The organism is Nodosilinea sp. P-1105 (assembly GCF_012911975.1).
Classification (GTDB): Bacteria; Cyanobacteriota; Cyanobacteriia; order Phormidesmidales; family Phormidesmidaceae; genus Nodosilinea.
In genome coordinates this window covers 1-23941 of sequence record NZ_SMDQ01000082.1, presented here as the reverse complement: position 1 = coordinate 23941, position 23941 = coordinate 1, and the positions used below count along the sequence as shown (strand labels likewise).

Genomic DNA, 23941 nt, shown 5'->3' with positions numbered 1-23941 from the left:
TCAACTTCCCGGTGAGTATTTACACTCGGCTGGGGCCAGAATCTGAGGAACCTCCTTAGAAATGAGCGAACCGGGAGTTGGGGTTCACGGTAAACGGTAAACGGTTTAAGGGGAGCCGTGTACCGTTTACCCTAGGCCGTGAACCGTAACCGGTTTATCCGTCACGTCTGGCTTGATAGCCCACTAGGGCTGCAATTGCTTTTGGATTCGCTGTAGGGTTTTATACATCTCGGGCAGGCGTCGGTAGACAGCAGAGGCTTTCAGAAATACCTTGTGGGGCAGGGCCGGGGTACCTGTGACGATTTCTCCGGGGGCAATGTCGTTGTGAATGCCGCTTTTAGCGGTGGCGATCGCGCCATCGCCGATAGAGGCCTGGTTCGCAATCCCCACCTGGCCCGCTAAAATTACCCGGTTACCCACTGTAACGCCGCCAGCCATGCCCACTTGCCCGGCCATGACCACCGCTTCTCCCACCTGGCAGCCATGGGCAATGTGCACCAGGTTATCGAGCTTGGTGCCCCGCCCCACCCGGGTTGTCCCCACCGCAGGCCGATCGATGGTGGTGTTACAGCCCACCCGCACCCCATCTTCAATCACCACAATGCCAGATTGCTCCATTTTTTCCCAGCCTTCGGCGGTGGGCACAAAGCCAAACCCCTCTGCCCCAATCGCCGCACCGCTATGGATGGTGCAATCAGCCCCAATCTGGGCCCGTTCGTGGATCACACAGTTGGCGTGCAGGACGGTGCGATCGCCCACCCGTACCCCTGGATAAATCACCACATTGGGATGGATACAGACCTCGTTCCCCACATGCACCCCAGCCTGAATCACCGCGTTAGCACCAATAGACACGTTTTCGCCGTAGGTGGCGTTGGGGTCGATCACTGCCGTTGGATGAATGCCCGAGGCGGGCCGAAAGGGGGTATAAAACAATCCAATCGCCCGAGCAAACCCCAAGCGGGGGTCAGCAGTGCTCAACCAGGCAATTCCCCGTTCGGTGGCTTGGGCCTGAAGGGTCGGATTTTGGGGCAAAATCAAGGCACTGGCCCCAGTGGTGCCGACAAACTGGGCAAATTTATTCCCCTCGATATAGCTCAGGGTGCCTGCAGCGGCCTGATCAACAGCCGCCACCCCGGTGATGTTGGGGTCATGGCCAGGGTTCCCATCCAGGCTGGAGGCAGCCGTAATACCAATTTCTGCGGCAATGGCGCTGAGCTTCATAACAGGTGAGGTCAATAAGGCGGGGATCAAAACTAATCTGGTGTTTACGCTACCAGAAATGCGACGCACTCGACGTGGGAGGTCTGGGGAAAAAAGTCGGCAGGCTGAGCCTTGACCAGGGTGTAGCCCCCCTCGTCCCGAAGAATCTTCAGGTCGCGGGCCAGGGTAGCTGGGTCACAACTCATGTAGACCAAGCGAGGGGGCTTCAGTGCCACCAGGGCATCCAAGACAGCGCGATCGCAGCCTTTACGGGGCGGGTCCAGCACCACAATGTCGGGGGGCACCCCTGGCCCCTCGGTGGCTATCATCTCAGTGGATATCATCTCGGCTGGGAGCGTCGAGGCCAGGGATAGAGCCGCCTGGGGTAGCAAGTCTGCCACATCCCCAGCCCGAAATTCAACATTGTCGATGCCGTTCAGCCCCGCATTGGCCAGCCCTTGGGCCACCGCTTCCGGTTGCACGTCTAAGCCAATACAGCGGCGAGCATTTTGGGCTAGGGGCAAGGTCAGGGTACCCACCCCACAATAGGCGTCAATCAAGGTTTCTCGGCCAGTCAGCTGCAACTCGTTCAAAATCACCTGTAACATCTGCTCGGCCTGCTCAGTATTCACCTGGAAAAAGGTGGTGGCGTGGATCGTAAACCGAAGCCCAGCAAACTGTTCTTCCAGGTAGGGAACCCCTTCAATCACCAGGGTTTCGGGGCCAAAAATAGCATTGGTTTTATCGGCATTCAGGTTGACACATACCCCCACCAGGTCGGGGTAGCGCTCCATCCACACCTGGGCCTGTAGTTCAATGTCTTTTAGGTTGGGGGCTGTAGACACTAGGGTTAAAAGCTGCTGCCCCGTGCGACGCCCCACCCGCAGCGACAGGTGGCGCAGTCGGCCCACATGGCGGGTTTCGTTATAAATCGACCACCCCCGTTCCTGAATATCCCGCTTCACCTCGGCCAGTAGTGGATTCAGGCGATCATCCTGTACTGGACATTGGTTGAGATTCACCAGCTTGTGGCTGCCCTTGCGAAAGTAGCCCGCTTTAACGGCCCCCTCTGGCGATCGCCCCAGGGGGTAAGTCGCCTTATTACGATAGCCCAGGGGCGCATCGGCCCCCAGAATGGGTAGCACAGGGGGGTGCTCAAAACCGCCAAGCCGAGTTAAGGCATCCACCACCTGCTGCTGTTTGGCTGCCAGTTGGGCCGGATAGCTGACCGATTGCCACTGACAGCCACCACATTTGTCCGCCACAATGCAGGCGGGGCGGACCCGGTCGGGTGAGGGGGTTAACATTTGCCGCAGCTTAGCCCGCCCAAAGGTGGGCTTAGCCTGCACCAAACGAGCCCGCACCAGATCCCCAGGCACTGTATCGGGCACAAACACCACCCGCTCCTGCCAACGACCCAGACCATCGCCCCCGCTACTGAGGTTAGTAATGGTCAGGTCTATGGTTTCCCCCTGTTGCCAATGATCCATGGTTGCGCTCCTGCCGTTATCCGCCTATCGACTTTAGCAATCCCAGGGCCGATTGCGGCAGCGGATTTAACCCGATCTACGGGAGGCGCCAGGGATCAGGGTCAGCCCCTGGCCAAATCGTACACTGGAGAAGCCGTGTTAACCGCTGGGCCTGTGCCGCTGCCAAGTCATCAGTCCTCCGACGGCTGTACGTTGTTTCCGTTTCCTAGGATGCGTTTATGTATGCCTTGACCCACTGTCTGCTCTATACCGGTAGCCGAGAACTACGTCACCATGCTCTGGTTATTGACGGCGATCGGATTGTTGATTTGGTGCCCGAAGCCCACTTGGGGGATAGCATACCCACCCTAGACGGCCAAGGTTGGGTCGCCTGTCCAGGCTTTATTGACCTGCAACTGAATGGCTGTGGGGGGGTGATGTTTAACGATACGATCACCGCTGATGCCCTCGCTACCATGCATCGCACCAACCTGCAAAGTGGCACCACCAGCTTTTTACCGACCCTGATTACCACCACCGACCAGGCCATGGACCAGGCGATCGCCCTGATGTCCGCCGGGTCCCTAGCCCCTGGAGTGCTGGGGCTACACCTAGAAGGCCCTTACCTCAACCCGAAGCGATGTGGCATCCATAACCCCGGGTACGTACGTCCGGTCGCTACAGCCATGGTCGAGGCGATCGCCACCGCTGGCCCCGACCGGGTCAAACTGGTCACTCTGGCCCCAGAAGTCACCCCTGCCCCAGTGATTCAGCGCCTGCACCAGGCCGGGATTGTGGTCTCAGCAGGGCACAGTGAGGCCAGTTTTGAAGCCGCCTTAGCAGGATTTGAGGCCGGGGTAACCATGGTCACCCACCTGTTCAATGCCATGACCCCCTGGTTAGGTCGTAGCCCTGGCCTGGTGGGGGCAACCCTCAGCCAGTCCCAGATCTATGCCAGCATTATTGCCGATGGGCACCATGTCCACTATGGGTCTATCAGCCTGGCCCAAAAAATCAAACAAGATAAGCTCGTCTTGGTCACCGATGCCACCCCCCCTGTGGGCACCACCCTGGACTCCTTTGTGATTGGCGGGCAGGAGGTGTTTTATCAAGACGGCAAATGCCTCTCTGCCGATGGCACCTTAGGCGGATCGGCCCTAACGATGATCGAGGCGGTAAAAAACTGTGTCACCCAGGTGGGCCTCCCCCTAGGAGAGGCTCTACGCATGGCCACCCTTTACCCGGCCCGAGCAATTCGGGTTGACGATAAGTTGGGGCTGCTATCCCCTGGCTACCAGGCTAACGTGACCCTGTTTGACCCCAAAACCTATACCGTCAAAGGGGTGATCGCCCAAGGCCAACCGGCCTGGCCCCATCACCCCAACTGGACTGGCCGAGCCCTAGCGCTGGGCATGGGACAGCCCTAGCGCTGACCTCGGCAGTAGGGACGCGGCCACCGCGTGATCTCGCAAGCTCACCCAAAGGCTACATTGGTCAGAGGCAAGGGAAACTAGCGTGGTGGCCCGATGTCTAGACAGGCGACAAGCCAGATGATAAAGCCGAGACCGTTGGTGGACATCAACCGTCAGGGCGCGATAGTATAGCTCATTGCGATGATGGGTCCCTGCTTGCAATGAGCCATCAAACCAAAACTTAAAGATCGGCACCTGGTCTTCTGGCAACACTCTGGGCAACATGAAAGCGACCTTGACAACCTAACCCCAGAATACCCAGTTGCGCTTGAAGATAGTCGGTTTTTTGGCCAGGTCAAATACAGGCTTGCCGAGCAAAAGCTGAGGCGATCAAAGACCGCAAAATATCTTGACTCAGCGGCTTGACCAGCAGACCATCAACCCCTGGATTATCCTCCCGGTACTGCCACTGAGGACTGGCTGAATCCGTCAGGGCCAGAATTGTCATGTCTTTAGTTTTAGAACTCTGTCGCAGCTGATCAATCAACGGCTGCGACCAGTCTTGATAGTTGTCCCCTACGAGGATGACCAAACAAGGGGGAGCCCGCTTCACTTGGATCACAGCCTGCTCGGTAGAGTTGGCCACAAACACAGGAAATTGTAAATCCGCGGCTAAGGCATGAGTATCCCGAAATTCACGGCGTTCCGGATCTAACACAAGAATATATCCATTGAGCAAAGTCATAGGTCGTAGGGCTTGGTGCCAAGGTCAGTTCGGGTCAGTTCAGGATCTAGCGGTTGCCCGCAGACAAACCCAAAATCCAGACCTGGGTGAGGTTGAGTTCCATAGTAAACATGCCTGAAGCCGACTAATTTAGCCTGTCATCGACCTCTCTAGCTTGTGCTAACGGGCTTTCAGGGCATCTGTTAAGCGACTTAATCGCTGACTATCTTCCACTTTTTTTAGCCTGCATAAAAGATTGTCAAAGACTTTGGTATAGATCTGAAAATTATTTTGAAGAGGTTAGCAACACTTGCAACAAATCTACATAATGTGACCCAGGCAGCCTTCTGCCTTTTGCTTTTGCTTGCTATCTATTAGACCAACTGCTAGACCAACTGCGACGAGACGACAGGGGATGGGGGTGGGGTAACCCTAGCTACAAAACCCCAAAAAAGGCTTTGCTATGGTGAGCACATCAAAAATTGTGTCGTTATCTTAAACCCAGTGGGCTCTGTATCTATTCAGATTATTGAGGGAAATCCCCATCTGCGATCGCTGTTGGGCTGGCATCTTCAACAGGCCGGTTACAGGGTTTTTCAGTCTGCTGACAGCGATCGCAGCCGCGAGGTGTATCAAAGTCGGCAGCCTGATTTAGTGATTCTAGATGCCCAACTGACCAATGGGGATGGTCTGGAGTTGTGTAAGTGGTTGCATGCCCAAGGGCAACCCTTGATTATGATCCTATCGGCCTGTACGACCGAAACCGATGTTGTGAGTGGTCTACGGGCTGGGGCTGACGACTACATGACCAAACCATTTGGCATGCAGGAGTTTTTGGCCCGGATCGAGGCCCTTACCCGGCGGATACGCTCGACCAGCGCTCCCGCTTCCCTCACCTATGGGGATTTGAACATCGATCTGGTGCAACGGCGGGTCCATTTTCGCAGCGAATACATTGACCTGACCCCCCAGGAGTTTAGCCTGCTGTATGTGTTGGCCCAGGCGGCTGGTTCTCCTTTAAGCCGTACAGACCTACTGCGACGGGCCTGGCCAGATGCCATTGACAATCCCAGAACCGTAGACACCCACATTTTGTCCCTACGCAAAAAAATTGAGGTGGACCCCCGCCAGCCCAGTATTATTCAGACGGTTCGCAATGTGGGCTATCGGTTTAACGTCGAGCGCCTGACCGCTAGCACCAATGGCCACAGCCCCCAAGCCTCGGTAAGTCTTCCCTCTCCAGCCATATCCTGACCCCTGGGGTTGCTCTCCTAGGGGTACTGGTGATCGATCAAGTCAGAGCTGACAGAGTAGCAGGGTCTGCGGTTCATGGTCTACGGTTCACGGTCTGCGGTAAGCGGTTTAAGGCAAGTCGTGTACCGTTGGCCTCAAGCCGTGCATCGCAGACCTTTTGACCTGTCACTTCTAACTTGACAGTCCTGTAGGTTGGGTGAAACGTAGTGGAACCCAACAGGGATTAGCTTTGTTGGGTTCTGCTAGCGCGCCACCCAACCTACAAATTTATGATTGGCTAAGGCTGAAACCCTGGTGAGACAAGGAATTCCTTTTCTGCCCTCTGCCTTCTGCCCTCTGCCCCCTGCCTTCTGCCCTCTGCCCTCTGCCCCCTGCCTTCTGCCTTCTGCCTTCTGCCCTCTGCCTTCCTTTACTAGCGCCACCGTTCGGTCGGTCAGTGACAGCGGAACAAAAACGTTGTCGCATCAGTTTTGGTGAATTAAACTATAATTCAAAATACCTTACACGTAGATCTCACTAAAAGCCGCTGCCGTGTTTACCACTGTTTCTCCTGCTGCTTCCGCTGTTCTGCCCCCTGTGGACTTGTTTGAGGCCATCCAAGCCCTCAAGCAAGAGCTCAATGCCGTCATTTTGGCCCACTATTACCAGGACCCTGACATCCAAGACGTGGCCGACTATATCGGTGACTCTTTGGGGTTGTCGCGCCAGGCGGCGGCTACCGACGCCGACGTCATCGTGTTTGCTGGGGTCCACTTCATGGCCGAAACCGCTAAAATCCTCAATCCCCAAAAACAGGTGTTGCTGCCCGACCTCGACGCGGGCTGCTCCTTAGCAGATAGTTGCCCCCCGGAGGCCTTTGCAGCGTTTAAGCAGACCCACCCGGACCACCTGGTGGTGTCATACATCAACTGCACAGCCGCCATTAAAGCCATGAGCGACATCATCTGTACCAGCTCCAATGCGGTCAGCATTGTGCAGCAAATTCCTGAGCATCAGCCGATTATTTTTGCCCCCGACCAAAACCTAGGGCGTTACGTCATGGCCCAGACCGGACGCGATCTGGTGTTATGGCAGGGGAGCTGTATTGTGCATGAAACCTTTTCTGAGAAAAAACTGGTGCAACTCCAGATCACCCACCCAGAGGCGGCCGTCATTGCCCACCCAGAATGTGAAGCGGCGGTGCTGCGCCATGCAGACTATGTGGGGTCTACCACCGCCCTGCTGAACTATGCCCAGCAGAGCCCGCAAGATCAATTTATTGTGGTTACCGAGCCTGGAATTATCCACCAGATGCAAAAGCAGACCCCTCAAAAGCAGTTCATTCCGGCTCCGCCTCTGGCCTCCTGTGCCTGTAATGAGTGTCCCCACATGCGGCTGAATACCCTGGAGAAGCTCTATCTAGCGATGCGCGATCGCCAGCCTGAAATTGTGCTGCCCGCCGATCTGCAGGCAGCGGCTCTAAAGCCAATCCAAAAAATGCTGGCCATGAGTACTTAGATCATCGATCGACCAAGGCTGGGAAACTGGTTTGTAAACAATCGTTAACTTTTGTTAACATTGCTCTTAACCCTAGATTTTAAGAGCCAATGACCTTTTTCGATGCCAATCAGCCCTTAGTGCGCCGCAAGCAAACTCAACTGGATGTTCAGGACTTGGAGGGGCTAATTCATTGGCGGTGGCAGATTAACCAGACTACGCTCATGGCCTGGCTGTATACCCGCATTGATCAGGTGTTTTTACTGTGGGGTTGGGTGGCTGGGGTGATCTTTCTCACTCCGCAGTTTTGTCCTGGTCTCAGTTGGCATCACCAGGCTCTGGTGTGGTCGATACTGACGGTGGTGGCGGTGGGGCTGATGGCTAAACTGGCTTGGTTCTGGGTCACTGTTGAACGGCTACGCTGGCTGGTTTACCTGTGGGGCGGATTGATGCTGTTAGGGTTGGGGCTGACGGACTACGGCATCTTTGCCGGGTCGGGGGCGATCCTGATGCGCCTCTGCCCCATTTGGTTAACCGTATGTGCCCTGGGCTATGGGGCCATGGGCATAGGAATGCGATCGCGTACATTTCTGCTATTTTCCCTACTCCATGGGGCGGCAATGCCAGTACTGCCCTTGGTACCCAGCTATCAATTTTTGACCACGGGATTGGTGATTGCAGGCAGCCTGTTCGCCTTGGCTGAAGTGCAGTGGGATATGCGTCCGCCCCTCAATTCTGAGGTGTTAACCCCTGCCCAACAAACCTTTAACCGGGAACAGCAGCGTCTTCGCTGCTGTCAGGACCAAGGGTAAATAAATTTATCAAAACATTCTTTTTTGCTGAGAAATCAGTCATTTTTGAAATCTGTTGTATAGGATACAGACACACTAAACGAACTGATACCTACGCCGTCCATAGCCTCAGGGTCTAACATCGCAGGGGTTGTACTGTTTGACCTGTTGGTCGGGTTTCGAAGGAGAACGGTGTCAGAAACCCGAATGGTTTCCCTGGGGCTGCGGAGTAAGGGGTTCGCAACGATAGGTGGTGCAGGGTTTTTACCGTTTCCCCTGCTTTGCGATCGCGGAGGGGGTGCGAAACCATCCACCAGAGCAGTCTGACGCGATCGACACCTACCCCCCTGGCACTGGCTACGCTGATCACCAGATATGATCGACATTAGACATCAGATATGCCTGTTCAGCGTCGATGGTTCCTTAGCCATGGGGCCGGAATTACCCTACTGCATTCCAGGGGTCTACTGATGGTGTCGCCACAATCAATTCAAGCCATCATTGACCGAGCCAGACAAGCCTGGTTAGACGGAGATGGTGAGCGCTTTGCTCAGCTGTTTTCCCCCACTGGCGAGATGGTGGTGCCCGGGCGACGGTGGTGCGGCCCAGCGGCGATATTGGCGGCGTTTCAAGCCTATGCTGAGCATCATCAAGTCACTACTATCGCCATCCACAACCTGGTGATTCAGGGTAACCGGGCCATGGTGGAATGGACCTGGAAAGACCAGGACAAGCGCACTGGTTTTAGATCCACCGCTGAAGATGCGATCGCCGTTGACGTCCAGGATGGCCAAATTCAACGCTGGCGCGAATACATCGACGACACAACGCCCTAATTTTGCACAACAGGCATCCTCATCCATCCTGCTGCGCACGAGCAAGCTCTACTGCCCTTTGCTATAAGGGTTTGTAAAGACTCCCCAGAGAGACTAAAAAGCGATGAACTTATGGCAGGTAGATGACGTTGGCACCAATGGATGTGCCACCATCGGAAGTATCACGGGAAACACAAAGGCAATACTGCCATCTATCCAATGGCCCACAGTTGTCTCTTGAAAATAGAGACAGAGTCGTTTTACCCCTAGCACGTTTGAGCCCTTGGCCTTTCACCACAGGCAGGACTGTAAACAGCTAGACAGGGGAAGCACTTAGGGTGGGCTATCGTGCCTTTTTAGGTAAACGCGAATCTGAGCCAGGAAAACAGCTTTGACACATTTTCATGACCCATCAAATCTGTAGCCTTTTTAGCAAAAGTGCCAAGTTCTGATCGAGGTTTACCCCCTGAAAAATATCTCTAAATCGTCGCTGACTCTTGCCGTGGCGAAGGTTTTATTGCCTTGGCTAGCGGTATTGCTTTAAAGCCATTGTCAACTTTTCATGATGGAGATTATAGAAGCCTATGACCGTTGCTAAAAGTAAGCCCCAACAATCTAAAACCTTTCATGAATTTTCAGGCCAGGGAAAGCCAGCCGATTACCCTAGAGCGAAGATTGACCATCCATCCCTTAGGCGAGTGTCTGATAATATTAAACCCCTACTAAGTAAAGTCTATCCAGAAGAAACGGCTAACTGGTTGACCGCTGAGATTTTTAGCTTGATCCAGCACACCCTCTGCCCCTCTGGACGAGAAAACCTGAAAAAGTGGAACTACGACAACGTCTTGCTCATCACCTACGGTGACAGTATTGTCGATGGTGATCGGGCCCCATTGGCGGTACTGGCAGAGTTCCTGGAAAATCACTTACAAGACACCATCACAGGTGTCCATATCCTGCCCTTTTTTCCCTACAGTTCGGATGATGGATTTGCCATCATCGACTATTTACAGGTGAATTCAGAGTTGGGCTCCTGGGATGATGTTAGGCGCATCGCTAGCCACTTTAATTTGATGGTAGACCTGGTGGTGAATCATGTGTCTAGCCAGCACCAGTGGTTTCAGCAGTTCAAACAACAACAAAAACCAGGCTGCGACTATTTCATTACCGCTGACCCCAGTGCAGATTTATCCCAGGTGGTGCGGCCCCGCAGCACTCCCCTACTGACCCCCGTCGAAACGGTGGATGGCGTGAAGCACGTGTGGAGCACCTTCAGTGCAGACCAAGTGGACGTCAACTTTGAAAATCCTGATGTCTTGCTGGAATACATCAAGATTATCTTGGCCTACGTGGAGGCTGGAGCCCGCTACATTCGTCTGGATGCCGTTGGCTTTCTATGGAAACAGCGGGGTACAAACTGCATGCACCTGCCCGAAACCCATGCCATTGTGCGCCTGTTTCGGGAAATTTTGCAGTTGATCGACCCCGGTATTGCGATCATTACTGAAACCAATGTCCCCAATCGGGAAAACCTCAGCTACTTTGGCAACCGCAATGAAGCCCACATGATCTACAACTTCAGCTTGCCGCCGCTATTGCTGAATGCGCTGATGCAGGGCCGCTCTGACCACTTAAAAACCTGGATGATGAGCATGCCCCCAGCGCCGATTGGCTGTGCTTATTTCAACTTCACCGCTTCCCACGATGGGATTGGTATGCGCCCAGCGGAAGGGCTGTTGACCGATGATGAATACCAAGAATTGCTGACGGCCATGCGCAACTTTGGCGGCAAAATTAGCATGCGCACCCGTCCCGACGGCAGCGAGTCCCCCTATGAAATCAACATTTCCCTATTCGACGCCCTGAAGGGAACGGCCAAAGGGGAAGACCAGTGGCAGGTGGAGCGCTTCCTCTGCTCCCAAACCATCATGATGGCCCTAGAGGGCATTCCCGCGTTTTACATTCATAGTCTGTTGGCCAGCCACAACAACACCAATGGCGTTAAGGCAACAGGTCACAACCGCGCGATTAACCGTAGCAAGTGGGACTTACCCGCCCTTGAGGCCGCCCTGGCTGACCCCGCCAGCCCCCATGCCAAGGTGCTCACTGAGATGAAACGGTTGATAAAAATTCGGCGGCAGCAGACGGCGTTTCATCCCAATGCCACCCAGTACACCTTGCACCCGCTAAACTCGGCGTTATTTGCCTTTTGGCGGCAAAGCCTGACCCGTGACCAGAGCATTTTCTCGGTACACAATCTCAGCAACCAGCCCCAGGAACTGCGCTTACACGACCTCAATTTGGTCAGCACCGATGACTGGTATGACCTGATCAGTGGTCATCGGTTTACCGATACTGACGTGGTGTATCCCCTCCAACCTTATCAGTCGGTGTGGATTACCAACAAAATCAACTCGGCCCACGATGACACTATGCCAACGTTGCTGTAAGGCAGACCCCTTTGCTGACCGGAACGCACCGTTGGCGTCAAGGGAGAAGCTCGATACCGACATGGTAGCTTTCAAAATCCCTCTCCCAAGTTTGGGAGAGGGATTTAGGGAGAGGGGAGAGGGCGAAGGGTGCCCTTAACGGTAATTGTTGAACTGAATCGCCATGGGCCAGTCTTCTTGCTTCACCAGCTGCATCGCCTGCTGCAAGTCATCTTTGGATTTACCCGATACCCGTACCGCATCCCCTTGAATTGAAGCAGTCACTTTCTTCAAGTTGTCGCGAACCAGCTTGGAAATTTGCTTAGCGGTGTCCTGGTTGATCCCTTTTTTGAGGGTGACCTTTTGCCGTACCCGATTACCACTAGCGGCTTCCGGTTCACCATAGTCAAAGATTTTGAGGGACAGATTACGTTTAGCCGCCTTCTGATGGAGCAGATCCTTCACCGCATTCAGGGTCATATCGCTGGCGGTTTCGATAGTAATGGTATCGTCTCCCAGATCAATGGTGGTGTTGGTATCTTTCAGGTCATAGCGACTGATCACGTCCCGCCGGGCTTGGTCGAGGGCGTTGACCAGTTCCTGCCGATCATAGTCACTAACAATATCAAAAGAAAAGCTAGAAGCCATAGTCCCTGTCTTTGGATTGCGCACTAACAGCCTACATCAAGGCTGACCGACAGCTCAAGATGTACAGGGTAAAGGTACTGAGGTTGGCAATACCGAACATTAGCGATCGCAGGATAGGGTTATCACCGATATAGGCCAGCGGATAAATTGTCCGGGCGACCAGATAGGCGATGGCGGCCCCCAGGGCAACCGCCGATTGCTGCTGGGTAACGTAGGCCATCAGGGCCGCCGGGGCAAATAGAATCATAGATTCAAAGGCATTTTCGTGAGCCCAGGTCGCCCGTTGGGCGTAGGGGGGCAACTTGGCCAACATGGTGCGGGGGGCCGACTTGTCATAGCCCACTTTAAACCGACCGTAGCCCACAGCAAAAAACGGCAGATAAATCAGTAGGGCAGCGATCGCAATGCTAACCAGCAAAAATCCGGGCATGGGTAACGGGGTGGCCATAGCCTAGTCAAAGTAAAATAAGGTGACAATCTTGCGTTGATCTTCCGCATCTTGGCAAGTGCGCAGCAGGGTGGCGCTGTCATGGAAGGCAAAACAAATCAACTGTTGGCAGCGGGAAATAATTTCCTGGTTACACACTGAGCTAGCCTCGGCCAAGGACAGGGTATCGTTGCCAGGATTTTCCACCAAGTGCATCACCTGCTCTAGCTGGTCCCGCGACTCCCGGGGCTGGCGCTCTAGACTTTGGGGCAAAATCACCGTCAGCAAGTTTGGATCGGCTTTCATCGCCCCCCGAATCGCCGCTGAGTTGGTGCCTGTGGCCCCAGAGGTAATGATCCGGTTGCCCCCTAGGGCCAGGGCATAGGTCATCAACTCGATCAATTGTTGATGGGTGATCGGTACATGACGGGACCCTAAAATAGCAACTCGCTTAGAGCCCGATTGTTGAATTGCCGCGAGTTCTTGTAGAAAGGTGTCTACTTTAGAAGTTTCGAGCGGAGCTTCAATGGACTGACTCAAGGGCTACACCAGATGCAAGAATAACGCGCTTCATTGTATCAGAACCCTGTTCTACCCGAACGGGTCAAAAACATTCTCTGGATTAAGTGGCCGATACAGGCAGCTTAATATCGAGTAGGTCTAGTAAGCGGTCTAAGTCAAAGTGCTCTGCCACTAAATCTTGGGCGCATTTCACCTTAACGGGCTCATGCAGGCGCACCTGCACAAATAGCTCATCAATCCGCTCTACGGTGGATAATGTGTCGGAATCAACCGTGAGAATCGGCACCTCTAAGTCTGTGGCCCGCTCCAGAATGGCCCGGGAAGGCGGCACCTGGCCAGTTAACACCAGACACTGGGTGGAGGTTTCCAGGGCGGCAAATTGAATATCGGTGCGATCGCCCCCGGTCACCACCGCCATGTTCAGTCCTTTGCGGAAATAGCGCAGGGCGGCGTTCACATTCATCGCCCCAATGGTCAAGGTTTCGACCATCAAATCAAGTCGGTCGGGGCAACACAGCACCTCAGCGTGCAGCCTAGAGACAATTTCGCGCACGGTAATGCTGCGCATGATTGGCGATCGCGGCAATAGGGCCAACACTGGAATACCCTGGCGCTCCAAAAAAGGTTGAACCAGTTGACTCACTGTTTCAGCAGCCGTTTCTGGAATGTCATTAACCACCACCCCCAGCAGGTGATCGCCCAATTGAGCCTTGGCGGCCAACAGCCGATCCACCAAAGCAATGGAATCATAACGGGTGACCAGCAAAACTGGAGCATCGACGGCACTGGCAATTTGGCAAAGGGAGAGATCGATGAGCATCCCTTCGGTCAAATTTCCAGGGCCTTCCAGTAACAGCAGCGTTTCCCCTTGGGAATCGTTAAAGCGGTCCAGGCCATGACCGTTCAGCGGACTACCATTCCCCTCTAAGCATTGGGTAATCGTGGCTTCCGTCAGAGACACCAGGGGCGGATAAAATCGGGACTGGGGCAGGCGTAAGGTTTCAACAATGAACTCGAGGTCTGGATCTTGGACCTCGCCATTGATGAAGTTACCTAACGGTTTCCCAAACGCAATATCTACCCCTGTGGCTTGGAGCTGAAGCCCAATACCCAGCACAGCCGCCGATTTTCCACTATAGGATTCGGTTGAACCGATCAGTAAACGCTTCGCTGAACTGGGCACGCCGCAGGTCCTCCCTATAGGTCGCAATATAGTCACCAGGGGCAATCATTGGACATTGCTGAGGGTAGTGCTCGGCAAAACCCTGACCTTAGATCCCCAGTGGGCACAATATCACAATCATCCTGTTGGTCTAACGTTTTTAGCCTCCGGTTGATGTCATCCTATCGTTTTTTTAATGATTGATAGAGCAACTGGAGGGCAGAATAACCAGGTGACGCACCCGACCCCCGACACTAGTCCTCTAGCCGTAGCAGCTTCCGGTAAAACCCCTTCGAAAAATCTGGGGTGCGCTTTTGCCGCAGGGCCACAATCACATCAAATAAAAAGTCCACGAACTCGAAGGTGGCCATCGTGATTTCGTAGGACAAATCAGCATCGTCATCAAATTGCATGCGGCACCGGGTTAGATCGGCAGGTAGGGTAGACACATTCCAGGTGGCTACAAAAGGGATACTGTCACCGCCTTCAATCAGCCTTTCCCCTTCCAAGTTGCCTTGTTTATATAGGGAAATGGCATAGGGGAGCGCTGTGCGCTTATTACCCTGGTAATAGGGCATGTAAACGCTTACATCTTGTTTTCCCGCCGGTTGGATTTCCTCAAATGTCAAACGCATGGGCATGGCCTTTATCAGTTGCCTGGGCTATGGGCTATCAGTGTACCCCTAACCTTAGCGGTGGATCAGTCCGCCAGGAGGAGTGCTAAGGCTAGCATTCCCCAGTTGCTGGGTAGGGATATCATTAGAAACTTTACCTGCAAAATCGGGGATGATAGGTGTAGGCTGAGGGCTAGCCAGGTGCTGCTATTGCTTGGGAATACTAGCCTTGGTTTTTAAGTTGTTTCTGGAGTGCTGCTGGCGCTGGTTCATGGTTAACTTTCGCGATCGCCTGTTTACCCCGTTGGATGACCTTGAAATTGAAGACTATCCTGGCTACGCCGGACGTCGGCGCAAAGCAGCGTTAACCCTAACCATGCTATGGGCAGGCACCATCGGGTTGCATCTGGTGTCGTGGGGGAGCTGGTTTGTAATGGGGTTGATGGTAATGTTAACCACCCATGCCCTGAGAGTACTGCTGGCCAGCTCCGCTGCCGCCCCTACCCCCCGCCCTTCGATGCAATTGGGGGTAAAGGAGGCGACTTTAGCTAGCTACGACACCTGGGCCACCTGGCCCTATGTGTCCCTGTTGGTGGCCGCTAAAAATGAAGAGGCTGTGGTTGACAAGCTGGTCGCCGCCCTATGCCAACTCGACTACCCCACCAACCGCTACGATGTCTGGATTATTGACGACAACAGTACAGACCGGACCCCCCAGCGGCTAAAAAAGCTAACGGCCAAATATCCGCAGCTGCGGATTTTGCGCCGCAGCCCTGGGGCAACGGGGGGCAAATCAGGGGCTCTAAACCAGGTATGGCCTGACACCCTAGGGGGCATCATTGGCGTGTTTGATGCCGATGCCCGAGTCCCTAAAGACCTATTGCGCCATGTGGTTCCCATGTTTGACGTCGATGGAGTTGGGGCGGTACAGGTGCAAAAAGCGGTGGTTAACCGCGCTAAGAATCTCTGTACCCGTGGCCAGCAGGCGGAAATGGCCCTAGATAGTTACTTTCAGCAACAGCGCATCAGCGTAGGTGGAATTGGTGAACTGCGGGGCAACGGTCAGTTTGTGCGGCGGGCGGCCTTAGCCCAGTGCGGCGGCTGGAACGAGGAAACCATTACCGATGATTTGGATTTGACCCTGCGGCTCCATTTGAGTGGTTGGTCGATTCAATTTTTGCTGCATCCGGCCGTGGGAGAAGAAGGTGTGGAGCGGCCTTTGGCCCTCTGGCACCAGCGTAACCGTTGGGCAGAAGGGGGCTACCAGCGCTACCTCGACTATTGGCGATTGATTGCCCAAGGCCGCCTTTCCCCTGCAAAGACCCTGGATATGGTCGCGTTCTGGACGATTCAGTATGGTCTGCCAGCGATCGCATTTCCCGATTTTGTCATGGCCCTGTTACGCCATCGGTTGCCGCTGTTTTTACCCGTGTCGGGGTTGGCTGTAACCCTCTCCATGATGGGGATGTTCTGCGGTCTGCGCCGCACTCGGCCCCAAGCCCTTTGGGCCACAGGACTGCAAACTCTGTGGGGCAATATTTACATGTTGCACTGGCTGCTGGTAATTTCCACTATGACCCTGCGCCTGTCGGTGCGGCCCAAACGGCTGCGCTGGGTCAAAACCACCCACGTAGGCGGCGAAGACGAACTCCAGGCCGATATGTCGTAAAAATGTCTTGATGACCCACCCCTGCCGACTTCGACAAGTTACCCCTCCTTCGACAAGCTCAGGACATCGCCTGGGGTCGCTGCGCGCTAGCGAAGCCATACCGCAGGCTATACAGCACAGACCTCCCAGGAGGGGATGCCGACACCTGACACTCGATACCTGCCTTCAGGGCCAGCGGCGGCGATTTCGCTCGTAAAAACTAAGGCGGGCATACCCCAGGAAGGTGGGTTCTACGGTGTCTCCCACTGGGTAGGCCCGGGCACCAAACAGGTACACCCCAGCGAACCTGGGGTTACTCACAGGGCGTAGGGCCAGGGTAATCGGAGTGCCGGGGGAAACTGGGGGATCAAAGGGAATGGTGAGAACCTTGGTGTCAGTATCCTGGGTGAGCTCTCCCAGCGGCAGGGCTACTCGCCCGTCTGGGGTGTTCGCGAAGGCTTCGATGGCGTCTAACCGATATCGAAAGGTGGGATCGCGCCCCGAGTCGAGGCTGATCACCACGTTGTCTAGGGGTTCCTCGGCGGCGGCAGGAAAATCGAAGGTGAGGTAGTAGGTAACACGGCGATCGCCCACCCAGGTGCGCGTAGCATAGCTATCGGTCAGCCGGGGGGGATAGGAGAAGCCGACGGTGCCGTCGGCATATTGAATGGCGGCAGCGGGCTGCTGTGGCATGGACAGGTTGACCAGCGGCAACCCGCTGGTACTAACCATCAGTAACCCTATACGCCAGTCAAACAACTGCCTTCGGTGAGCCATGGTGATTCGGGGTTAAGCCCCAGCAAGCAAGTTATGGCCCTAGTCTACTCTAGAGACAGCCCCCTGTGGTGAGCACCTCATTGCCCTGATTGAGGCAACCCTTGAATGGCTGCCTATGGCATTGTTTCTCACGGTACATGGCTTGGTCTGCCGCCAGCCAAGCCTGCCCCAGACCTCGGCTAGGGTGCCGCTCTGCCAACCCAATCGAAGCCTCAATACCATTAGCTTTTAGGGCCTGATTGATCCGATCGCGCAGACATTCCCTTGGGGTTAAAGCGCACTTCACAAACAAAACCGTAAACTCATCCCCACCAACCCGAGCGATCACATCTTGCTGCCGCGATGACTGACGTAGGGCCGCAGCCGTTCGGCGAAGTAACTCATCTCCTGCGGCATGGCCCTGGCTATCATTAATCCGCTTGAGGTTGTCTAAGTCAATTACAGCCACGTAAGCAGGGTGGCCATACTTGGCACATTGCCGCTCTTCGGCTGCTAAAAGATAATCCCAACCGCGTCGATTATATAACCCAGTCAGGTCATCAGTAAGGGTTTCCGCCTGCAAGCGCTCAGCCAGACTGGTTTGTTCTGCTACCTTCATGTCAGCATGTAGAATACTGCTGAGTAAGTTCGCCAGTAGCTCGACCAGCGGCAGTTCATCTAAAATCTTGGGATTTTGGGGACTGGGATCAATCGCGCACAGAGTGCCAAATAACGTTCCGTCATGGTAGAGCAAAGGTACTCCGACATAGGCTGCGATCGGCACTTGCTGGGCAATGGGCGCACTGGCGTAGGCCCTGACCTGAGTCGAGCAGGGGGCCATGCGGGGGCCTTCTCCTTTGACCATACGCGAGCAAAAGGAGTCGGTCCAGCGAAACACGTCGCCACTCTGTACCCCGTAGCTTTGATCCTGCGCCTGGAGCACAATCCAGTCATTGCCTTCGGTGCGGGTAATCATCCATAGGTCAAACCCTAAGCGACCTTGTAAATAGGCTAAGACGGCTTTTGCCGCTGCCTGGAAATCTAAAAGATGGGTATCATCAGTGGGCAGTAGCAGGGTCATGACAATGGCTTAGCAGGCCTCATGTAATCTCCCTATAGCCATGCCCAGGAATAATTAGGCGAATTGCATATCTTCTAAAAAGTTATTGGCACATAGCAATTCTTCATAAATCAGCCTGAAAGCCCGTTACAGACTTTGGAAGGATTTTCTAAAACGCCGGTACAGCTCCTAGGGCTCTGCCTTGGGGTGCTTAGGAGCTGATGGTCAATCATGCCAAGAACATCATCACCATTGGTAATAGCCCCAGTGCCAGCGCTACCACCAATGGTGATGATGCCTAAGGGGCAGCCCCTGAGTCTAGCCAACATAGTTATTATTGACGCCCTGAAAGCCTGAAAGCCTTGATATTACGTTGACCTCAAACAATGTTTACTTTAGATTACAGTTTAGGGAAGAATTTCTAAAGGAAGTTTTAATTACCATACAATCCACTTGAGGCAGTAAATTTGTGATTAATAAACCTCCTTACAAAAATCTGGGGTTTACAGGAAGTCATTAAATCTTGTTTCTCTGCCAGGCTTTTTTGACAGCTTGCTGAATTTGTCAATTAAAGTACCACTTTTTCTTATTAGGTAAAGCAGCCTAAATGAGACTTGTTCGTTATACCCCTAGCCGTTTAACCTTAAGACCTATCCCTTGGGATGCTTGGATTATGGGCATTCTATTAATTGGGATTGGTTCATTAGGAATGTTAGCGCTTGGGAGAGCTATTTTAGAATGCGATCGAGTAGGTTCTAATCAATGTACCCTTTCTTCATCTAGTTGGTTTACCTCTGAAGCGCATTCCTTTCCGATTTCAAGCATGCATGAAGCAACTCTTGAAACTTATGAAGATAGTGAAGGTGAAGTCAGCTATCGAGTTTCGATTACAACAGATCAGAGTTCCATTCCCTTAACCAATGTTTTCCTTAAGGATTTGAGAAAACAAGATAGAGATGCCTACGCCATCAATCAATTTATTAATACACCAGAAGCAAATCACCTCTATATCAAACAAGACAAACGCTGGGTTGGCATTCTGTTTTTTATCTTTTTTGGTGGGTTTGGTCTTCTTTTGCTTTGTTTGAACAAGGTAGAGGTGTTTGATTTCGACAAGAAAAAAATTCATTACGCTTAATTAGTTGGAACCTTATAAGGCCACAATCTCATCAGCATTCACTTAATAAAATTCTTGGGATCCAGGTCATTCCTTATAGAACTATCGACGAAGACTTTAGTCTTTTTGGACTAAGCTTTGAGTATGATCCTCAGATTTCGCTAATTCTTAGAGATGAAGAGCCTATAAAAATGATAGACAATAGTCGTAAGGGGAGGCGACTGGCGGATAAGGTTCAAGACTTTTTAGGGCTGACTCCCTGTTCTGAGTCAAGTCCGCATCCATTAACAAATAAAGAGATTGTCGAAATTTTTCATTTAATGAAGCATGGAGGAAGAATTGGAAGAGAGTTTACATTTGATAAGTTCCAGGCAAAGAACAAAACCCAGGTGATATTTTAGCTTGCCAGATTTATGCCATTTCACTATTTGCCAAAGGTGAAGAAGTACAGGCCAGAAAAGTGTTAGAGAAAACGCAAGCTTTGTACGAGGCTAAAGGAAGGTCAGAGAAGGTCGCTCATATCAAAAATACCGTAGTTCAAGTGAAGTTGATTAACTCGAAGTAAGATAATAGAAAAATTTAGGTGTTTTCAATACTTTTAAATCAACTCAGGTGAAAGGATATGCCTTGGTGTACTAGCCCCACGGCTACCGTAAAAACCTGGAGGTATGAGTCATCTTGGCCCACTTTCGCGGTACCAAGGTAAACTCTCTCCGACTTTTTAAACACCACAACGCCCCAGTAGTATGCCCCTCTGAACCAGCGGTCTAGGGGTTACTGGGCCTGGGCCTGGATGGCGGTAATCGCCACGGTATTGACAATGTCCTCTACGGTGCAACCCCGGCTGAGGTCCTTGACCGGCTTTTTCAGCCCCTGCAACACGGGGCCGATGGCGATCGCCCCGGTTTCCCGCTGCACCGCCTTATAGGTATTGTTGCCCGTATTCAAGTCCGGGAAAATTAGCACGGTGGCCTGCCCTGCCACCGCTGACCCCTGCATTTTCTGGGCCCCTACTTCTAAGTCCACGGCGGCATCGTATTGAATCGGGCCTTCGATGGGAAGGTCGGGGCGGCGATCGCGAGCCAACCGTGTGGCCGCCCGCATCTTGTCCACCTCGCTGCCCTGGCCAGAATCCCCAGAGGAGTAGGATAGCAGGGCCACCTTCGGCTCTAGGCCAAAGGTGCGGGCCGTATCGGCAGAGGCGATGGCAATTTCCGCCAGGTGTTCAGCGGTGGGGTTGGGGTTAATGGCACAGTCACCATACCTGACTGCCTGACGCAGGCTTTACAAATTCTGAGACATTAGCACCAGGCGCAAGTCGATCATGACATGGAGAAAAATCGGCACCAGTAAACTGCCGGTGCTAACCACCAAGATCCCCAGCAGCAACCCCAGCAAAGCTGTATAGCCCACCCCTTGCCAGCCTTGATAGCGATGGGCAAGACCAAAAAGAGCGGCTTGGATCGTCGCCGCCACCGCCACGGGCACACCAACTCCTACCACCAGGGCTGGTAGCAACCCTCGATACAACAGTTCCTCACTGGTGCCTGCCCCCAGGGCGATCGCCCCTACCCACAGCCGCTCTTGAGGGGTTCTCGGCACCAGAAAGGCCGTGTCGCCAATTAGCGGCATATCCGCCTCGTCCGGGGACCGAATCAGCAAAATACTCGTCCAAATAAACGTGGCGATCGCCCCTCCTAAAATGCCAAGCACTATCGGTGACTGAAGGTTACCCCAGCGCAGCCCGATACTGTTTGTTGTAAGTTCAGGCCATTGCCACACCAAACCACCGATCACCAGCAAAGCCAAAACCTGCATCCCAATCAAGCCTGCAAACCAGGGCCAACGTTGTTGGGCCGGATCTAGACTAGCTCTGCGAAATCCCTTAAAAAAGCGCACTCCCAGCCAGGGTTCGACCATTAGCCCATAGCCGCATAGCACCCCAAGCACTACCAGGCCCGTCACGGAAAACTCGACCTCGACCCAGGGTGCTTCGGCCAGGAGCGGCATGATGGTTGCTAACGGTTGCATAGGGCACCTCGATAATCGCTACGTTGCTGACACCACCCCTGATGGCAGGCTCAGTAGATCAAAAACTTGTTCTCCTGCTGTGATTTAGCCCTCACCCTAAATCCCTCTCCCACGTTGGGAGAGGGACTTTGAGGGGGTTTCCGGCTCCCCTCGCCCTCCTGGGAGAGGGGCTGGGGGAGAGGGTTACAGAGACTTTGCGATCTACCGAGGCTAGGTAATCTCATCAATCTAGGAATATGCAAGTTAAATATCTAACCTACTTGGGACGGTGACGGGGATTCAGCACTGAGCATTTGCCGAGCCATCGCTTTGAAATCGTCCAGCCCCGATCGCTCAGCAAATTCAGCGACTTCCACCGCCGAGGCACTGTCATACGCCACAATGTGGTCGGCCATGGCTGGCCAGACGTGACCGCCGCTCTGGTCATAGTGGCGCAGTAGGGCCTCTAGAGAACTGCGGCCAAACACCCGGTAGTGGGCGGCAAAATCTGAGGCCGGATCGTCTACCCGCGCCTCGGTCCAGTCGATTAGGCCAGTGACCTGGGCTTGCTCGTCCACCAAAATATGACCGGGATGCAGATCGCCGTGGATTAACGTCGTGTGTTCTGGCCAAAGGGTATCGTTATCTAGCCAGCGTTGCCACCGTTCCCAGAGTTGTGGGTTCACCGGGTAAACCTGCTTGACCCTGGCCATGCGCTCTGACCAGGCGGTTCTGATCGCGGCGATGGCTGGGGTATCTAGTCCACCTCTCGCCAAGACCCCCGGTTCGATTCTGTGGAGGGCAGACAGGGCCATCCCTAGGGATTGCAAATAGGCGTCTGGCAAATTGTTGGGGTCAACTTCCCAGCAGTAGTTTTGCCGCTCTGGGTCAATGGTGCCAGCTGGTTTGCCCCAGAGCAGGGGGTAGGCAATCAGCTCGTCGGTGTGAATCTGCCAGTCGGGCACCTGTATGGGCAGGTCGGGCCGCACCAGATTGAGGACGACTTGCTCCCGCTGGGCCGAGGCCAATACATCCGGTCGCCGGGGAATTCTCAGCAGCCAGAAGGCATTGTCCTGGGTTTGGGCCAGGGCCACCTGAAAATCTAGCCCCGACTCATCGAGGTGCAGGGTGGTGGTGGCTAAGGCTAGACCATGGCGGCTAGCCAGGGCCAGAACGGCGTTGGGTGATAGAGACATAGAAATTTGGGCAGCTGGCTTAACGATTGGTTACGGGATACATTAGCTACCGAGTAAGATGCCCATAGCGATGATAGGGCTTAAGGCATGTCTTACTTAAACCGTCACGCTTTCATCGGTCTAGCCCTTAGCCTGGTGTGCTGGGTCAGTGTCTGGCTGCCAGGGCTGGCCGAACCTGCCATCACCCTACAGCAGCAGGTGGATGACTATGTGGCCCAGGGGCGTGGGCCACGGGCGGTGGCGGCGCTGCTGATCACCCCCGAGGGCACCGAAATGGCCTTGGCAGGCGAGACGGGTAACCCGGCCCAGCCCGTGCCGACCCCAGACACGCTGTTTGAAATTGGCTCCATTACCAAGGTGTTTACGGCGCTGCTGCTGGCCGATCAGGTCAACCAGGGAGTGGTGACTCTCGATACCCCAGTGGAAGCCCTCCTTCCCAGTCAAGCCCCCCCCTCTTCCACCTCCATTTCCCTCCAGGCTCTCGCCTCCCACACCGCTGGTCTTCCCCGGCTACCGCTCTCCAGAATTCTCCGGGCCAGCCTCTACCCGGCCAATCCCTATCGCGGTAGCCAGCCGGAGGAACTGTATCGGGCGATCGCCGCCGCCGACCCAGAACCGGGCACCTGTCAATACTCCAACCTGGGGCCATCGCTGCTGGGGCAACTGCTGGCCACAGCGGCGGGGCAGCCCTACGAAACCCAGGTGCAAACCCAGGTGCTGGCTCCCCTGGGGCTGACGGATACCCACTTCGACCTTGATCTTGCCGCCAAAGATCGCCTGGCCCAGGGTCACCTAGAGAACACCCTGCCGACCGCCAATTGGCAGCTCGATGCCTATGCTCCAGCCGGAGGCCTGAAGTCCACCCTGACCGATATGGGGCAGTTTTTGCAGGCGGCGATCGCAGCGGACTGGCCGCCCCTAGCCCTGAGCTTGCAGCCCCATAGCGAAGACTGTGAGCCTAACTTTGGCCTGGGCTGGATTTTCACAGAGCTGGAGGATACCCCGATGATTATGCACAATGGGCGCACGGGCGGCTACTACGCTTTTTTAGGCTGGCTGCCGGAAGCGGGCCGGGGGCTAGTGTTGCTGACCAACACCAGCGACGCCCAGGGAGATCAGGTGGCCACTGCGCTGTTAACCGGAGACCCCTTACCCACCCGCCCCTGAGCGCGGGCAGCCTGATATTAACGCTGGTGCTGGCTAGTTTC

22 protein-coding genes and 1 pseudogene are annotated in these 23941 nt (G+C 54.3%); 9 read left to right on the top strand and 14 right to left on the bottom strand.

All coding sequences use genetic code 11. The annotated features are described in order from the left end of the window. Nucleotides 1-183: 183 nt before the first annotated feature. A complete protein-coding gene (gene lpxD, locus E1H13_RS23345; RefSeq protein ID WP_169617227.1) occupies nucleotides 184-1224 on the bottom strand; it encodes a UDP-3-O-(3-hydroxymyristoyl)glucosamine N-acyltransferase in 1041 nt (346 codons plus the stop codon). A gap of 44 nt (nucleotides 1225-1268) precedes the next feature. Next, entirely contained in the window at nucleotides 1269-2693 is a 1425-nt protein-coding gene (gene rlmD, locus E1H13_RS23340) for a 23S rRNA (uracil(1939)-C(5))-methyltransferase RlmD (RefSeq protein ID WP_169617225.1), read from the bottom strand. Nucleotides 2694-2911: 218 nt separating this feature from the next. Here rlmD and nagA point away from each other — a divergent pair, with 218 nt between their 5' ends. Next, nucleotides 2912-4099 carry an N-acetylglucosamine-6-phosphate deacetylase gene (gene nagA / locus E1H13_RS23335; protein ID WP_169617223.1) on the top strand — a complete coding sequence of 396 codons (1188 nt, stop codon included), beginning with the start codon at nucleotides 2912-2914 and terminating at the stop codon, nucleotides 4097-4099. Here nagA and E1H13_RS23330 read toward each other — a convergent pair. Next, on the bottom strand, nucleotides 4073-4357 hold the full coding sequence (locus E1H13_RS23330) for a hypothetical protein (protein WP_169617221.1): 285 nt from the start codon (nucleotides 4355-4357) through the stop codon (nucleotides 4073-4075). The genes nagA and E1H13_RS23330 overlap by 27 nt on opposite strands. An 82-nt stretch (nucleotides 4358-4439) precedes the next feature. Next, the gene (locus tag E1H13_RS23325) at nucleotides 4440-4829 is read right to left on the bottom strand and encodes a hypothetical protein (protein WP_169617219.1); all 390 of its coding nucleotides are present in this window, start codon (nucleotides 4827-4829) and stop codon (nucleotides 4440-4442) included. A gap of 483 nt (nucleotides 4830-5312) precedes the next feature. On the opposite strand from E1H13_RS23325, the gene E1H13_RS23320 reads away from it, so the two are divergent. From E1H13_RS23320 to E1H13_RS23300, 5 genes are all read left to right on the top strand, one after another. Beyond that, a complete protein-coding gene (locus E1H13_RS23320; protein ID WP_169617217.1) occupies nucleotides 5313-6062 on the top strand; it encodes a response regulator transcription factor in 750 nt (249 codons plus the stop codon). Nucleotides 6063-6593: 531 nt separating this feature from the next. Next, nucleotides 6594-7559 (top strand): quinolinate synthase NadA, encoded by a 966-nt coding sequence (gene nadA, locus E1H13_RS23315; RefSeq protein ID WP_169617215.1) that lies wholly within the window; start codon nucleotides 6594-6596, stop codon nucleotides 7557-7559. Nucleotides 7560-7648: 89 nt separating this feature from the next. Further along, nucleotides 7649-8350, top strand: a complete 702-nt coding sequence (locus tag E1H13_RS23310) for a hypothetical protein (protein ID WP_169617213.1) — start codon at nucleotides 7649-7651, stop codon at nucleotides 8348-8350. Nucleotides 8351-8727: 377 nt separating this feature from the next. Then, nucleotides 8728-9165 (top strand): SgcJ/EcaC family oxidoreductase, encoded by a 438-nt coding sequence (locus E1H13_RS23305; protein ID WP_169617211.1) that lies wholly within the window; start codon nucleotides 8728-8730, stop codon nucleotides 9163-9165. 677 nt (nucleotides 9166-9842) lie between these two features. Next, a complete protein-coding gene (locus E1H13_RS23300) occupies nucleotides 9843-11594 on the top strand; it encodes an alpha-amylase family glycosyl hydrolase (protein WP_169617235.1) in 1752 nt (583 codons plus the stop codon). 135 nt (nucleotides 11595-11729) lie between these two features. On the opposite strand, the gene E1H13_RS23295 is transcribed toward E1H13_RS23300, so the two are convergent. The 5 genes from E1H13_RS23295 to ebsA all read right to left on the bottom strand — a co-directional run bounded on the left by E1H13_RS23295 (nucleotide 11730) and on the right by ebsA (nucleotide 14961). After that, the gene (locus E1H13_RS23295; RefSeq protein ID WP_169617209.1) at nucleotides 11730-12221 is read right to left on the bottom strand and encodes a YajQ family cyclic di-GMP-binding protein; all 492 of its coding nucleotides are present in this window, start codon (nucleotides 12219-12221) and stop codon (nucleotides 11730-11732) included. Between the two features lie 31 nt (nucleotides 12222-12252). Next, on the bottom strand, nucleotides 12253-12669 hold the full coding sequence (locus E1H13_RS23290) for an MAPEG family protein (protein ID WP_240966805.1): 417 nt from the start codon (nucleotides 12667-12669) through the stop codon (nucleotides 12253-12255). Nucleotides 12670-12672: 3 nt separating this feature from the next. Then, complete coding sequence (locus tag E1H13_RS23285) at nucleotides 12673-13188, bottom strand: DNA-processing protein DprA (protein ID WP_169617207.1); 516 nt, start codon at nucleotides 13186-13188, stop codon at nucleotides 12673-12675. 82 nt (nucleotides 13189-13270) lie between these two features. After that, nucleotides 13271-14353, bottom strand: a complete 1083-nt coding sequence (locus tag E1H13_RS23280) for a phosphotransacetylase family protein (RefSeq protein WP_169617205.1) — start codon at nucleotides 14351-14353, stop codon at nucleotides 13271-13273. Between the two features lie 233 nt (nucleotides 14354-14586). Beyond that, complete coding sequence (gene ebsA / locus E1H13_RS23275) at nucleotides 14587-14961, bottom strand: type IV pilus biogenesis protein EbsA (RefSeq protein ID WP_169617231.1); 375 nt, start codon at nucleotides 14959-14961, stop codon at nucleotides 14587-14589. A gap of 256 nt (nucleotides 14962-15217) precedes the next feature. Here ebsA and E1H13_RS23270 point away from each other — a divergent pair, with 256 nt between their 5' ends. Next, nucleotides 15218-16615 (top strand): glycosyltransferase family 2 protein, encoded by a 1398-nt coding sequence (locus E1H13_RS23270; protein ID WP_169617229.1) that lies wholly within the window; start codon nucleotides 15218-15220, stop codon nucleotides 16613-16615. Nucleotides 16616-16780: 165 nt separating this feature from the next. On the opposite strand, the gene E1H13_RS23265 is transcribed toward E1H13_RS23270, so the two are convergent. Both E1H13_RS23265 and E1H13_RS23260 read right to left on the bottom strand, forming a co-directional pair. Then, nucleotides 16781-17371: a DUF2808 domain-containing protein gene (locus E1H13_RS23265; protein ID WP_169617203.1), complete on the bottom strand. Its 591-nt coding sequence runs from the start codon at nucleotides 17369-17371 to the stop codon at nucleotides 16781-16783. Between the two features lie 49 nt (nucleotides 17372-17420). Continuing rightward, nucleotides 17421-18431, bottom strand: a complete 1011-nt coding sequence (locus E1H13_RS23260; protein WP_169617201.1) for a sensor domain-containing diguanylate cyclase — start codon at nucleotides 18429-18431, stop codon at nucleotides 17421-17423. Between the two features lie 586 nt (nucleotides 18432-19017). Here E1H13_RS23260 and E1H13_RS23255 point away from each other — a divergent pair. Further along, nucleotides 19018-19548: a hypothetical protein gene (locus E1H13_RS23255; protein ID WP_169617199.1), complete on the top strand. Its 531-nt coding sequence runs from the start codon at nucleotides 19018-19020 to the stop codon at nucleotides 19546-19548. Nucleotides 19549-20301: 753 nt separating this feature from the next. Here E1H13_RS23255 and E1H13_RS23250 read toward each other — a convergent pair. The 3 genes and pseudogenes from E1H13_RS23250 to E1H13_RS23240 all read right to left on the bottom strand — a co-directional run. Beyond that, a pseudogene (locus tag E1H13_RS23250) lies at nucleotides 20302-20790 on the bottom strand (phosphate acyltransferase); the annotation flags it as partial. 21 nt (nucleotides 20791-20811) lie between these two features. Continuing rightward, on the bottom strand, nucleotides 20812-21558 hold the full coding sequence (locus tag E1H13_RS23245; protein WP_169617196.1) for a CPBP family intramembrane glutamic endopeptidase: 747 nt from the start codon (nucleotides 21556-21558) through the stop codon (nucleotides 20812-20814). Nucleotides 21559-21809: 251 nt separating this feature from the next. Then, nucleotides 21810-22733: a macrolide 2'-phosphotransferase gene (locus E1H13_RS23240; RefSeq protein WP_169617194.1), complete on the bottom strand. Its 924-nt coding sequence runs from the start codon at nucleotides 22731-22733 to the stop codon at nucleotides 21810-21812. Between the two features lie 87 nt (nucleotides 22734-22820). Between E1H13_RS23240 and E1H13_RS23235 the strand changes: the two genes are divergently transcribed. Further along, nucleotides 22821-23900, top strand: a complete 1080-nt coding sequence (locus tag E1H13_RS23235; protein ID WP_169617192.1) for a serine hydrolase domain-containing protein — start codon at nucleotides 22821-22823, stop codon at nucleotides 23898-23900. Nucleotides 23901-23941: the final 41 nt, after the last annotated feature.

What these genes read in the sequence shown, in the direction of transcription:
- lpxD (WP_169617227.1), bottom strand. Translation starts at nt 1,224, where the DNA reads ATGAAGCTCAGCGCCATTGCCGCAGAAATTGGTATTACGGCTGCCTCC.
- E1H13_RS23270 (WP_169617229.1), top strand. Translation starts at nt 15,218, where the DNA reads ATGGTTAACTTTCGCGATCGCCTGTTTACCCCGTTGGATGACCTTGAA.
- E1H13_RS23240 (WP_169617194.1), bottom strand. Translation starts at nt 22,733, where the DNA reads ATGTCTCTATCACCCAACGCCGTTCTGGCCCTGGCTAGCCGCCATGGT.
- rlmD (WP_169617225.1), bottom strand. Translation starts at nt 2,693, where the DNA reads ATGGATCATTGGCAACAGGGGGAAACCATAGACCTGACCATTACTAAC.
- E1H13_RS23255 (WP_169617199.1), top strand. Translation starts at nt 19,018, where the DNA reads ATGAGACTTGTTCGTTATACCCCTAGCCGTTTAACCTTAAGACCTATC.
- E1H13_RS23235 (WP_169617192.1), top strand. Translation starts at nt 22,821, where the DNA reads ATGTCTTACTTAAACCGTCACGCTTTCATCGGTCTAGCCCTTAGCCTG.
- E1H13_RS23245 (WP_169617196.1), bottom strand. Translation starts at nt 21,558, where the DNA reads ATGCAACCGTTAGCAACCATCATGCCGCTCCTGGCCGAAGCACCCTGG.
- E1H13_RS23290 (WP_240966805.1), bottom strand. Translation starts at nt 12,669, where the DNA reads ATGGCCACCCCGTTACCCATGCCCGGATTTTTGCTGGTTAGCATTGCG.
- E1H13_RS23310 (WP_169617213.1), top strand. Translation starts at nt 7,649, where the DNA reads ATGACCTTTTTCGATGCCAATCAGCCCTTAGTGCGCCGCAAGCAAACT.
- E1H13_RS23260 (WP_169617201.1), bottom strand. Translation starts at nt 18,431, where the DNA reads ATGACCCTGCTACTGCCCACTGATGATACCCATCTTTTAGATTTCCAG.
- E1H13_RS23265 (WP_169617203.1), bottom strand. Translation starts at nt 17,371, where the DNA reads ATGGCTCACCGAAGGCAGTTGTTTGACTGGCGTATAGGGTTACTGATG.
- E1H13_RS23325 (WP_169617219.1), bottom strand. Translation starts at nt 4,829, where the DNA reads ATGACTTTGCTCAATGGATATATTCTTGTGTTAGATCCGGAACGCCGT.
- nagA (WP_169617223.1), top strand. Translation starts at nt 2,912, where the DNA reads ATGTATGCCTTGACCCACTGTCTGCTCTATACCGGTAGCCGAGAACTA.
- E1H13_RS23295 (WP_169617209.1), bottom strand. Translation starts at nt 12,221, where the DNA reads ATGGCTTCTAGCTTTTCTTTTGATATTGTTAGTGACTATGATCGGCAG.
- E1H13_RS23305 (WP_169617211.1), top strand. Translation starts at nt 8,728, where the DNA reads ATGCCTGTTCAGCGTCGATGGTTCCTTAGCCATGGGGCCGGAATTACC.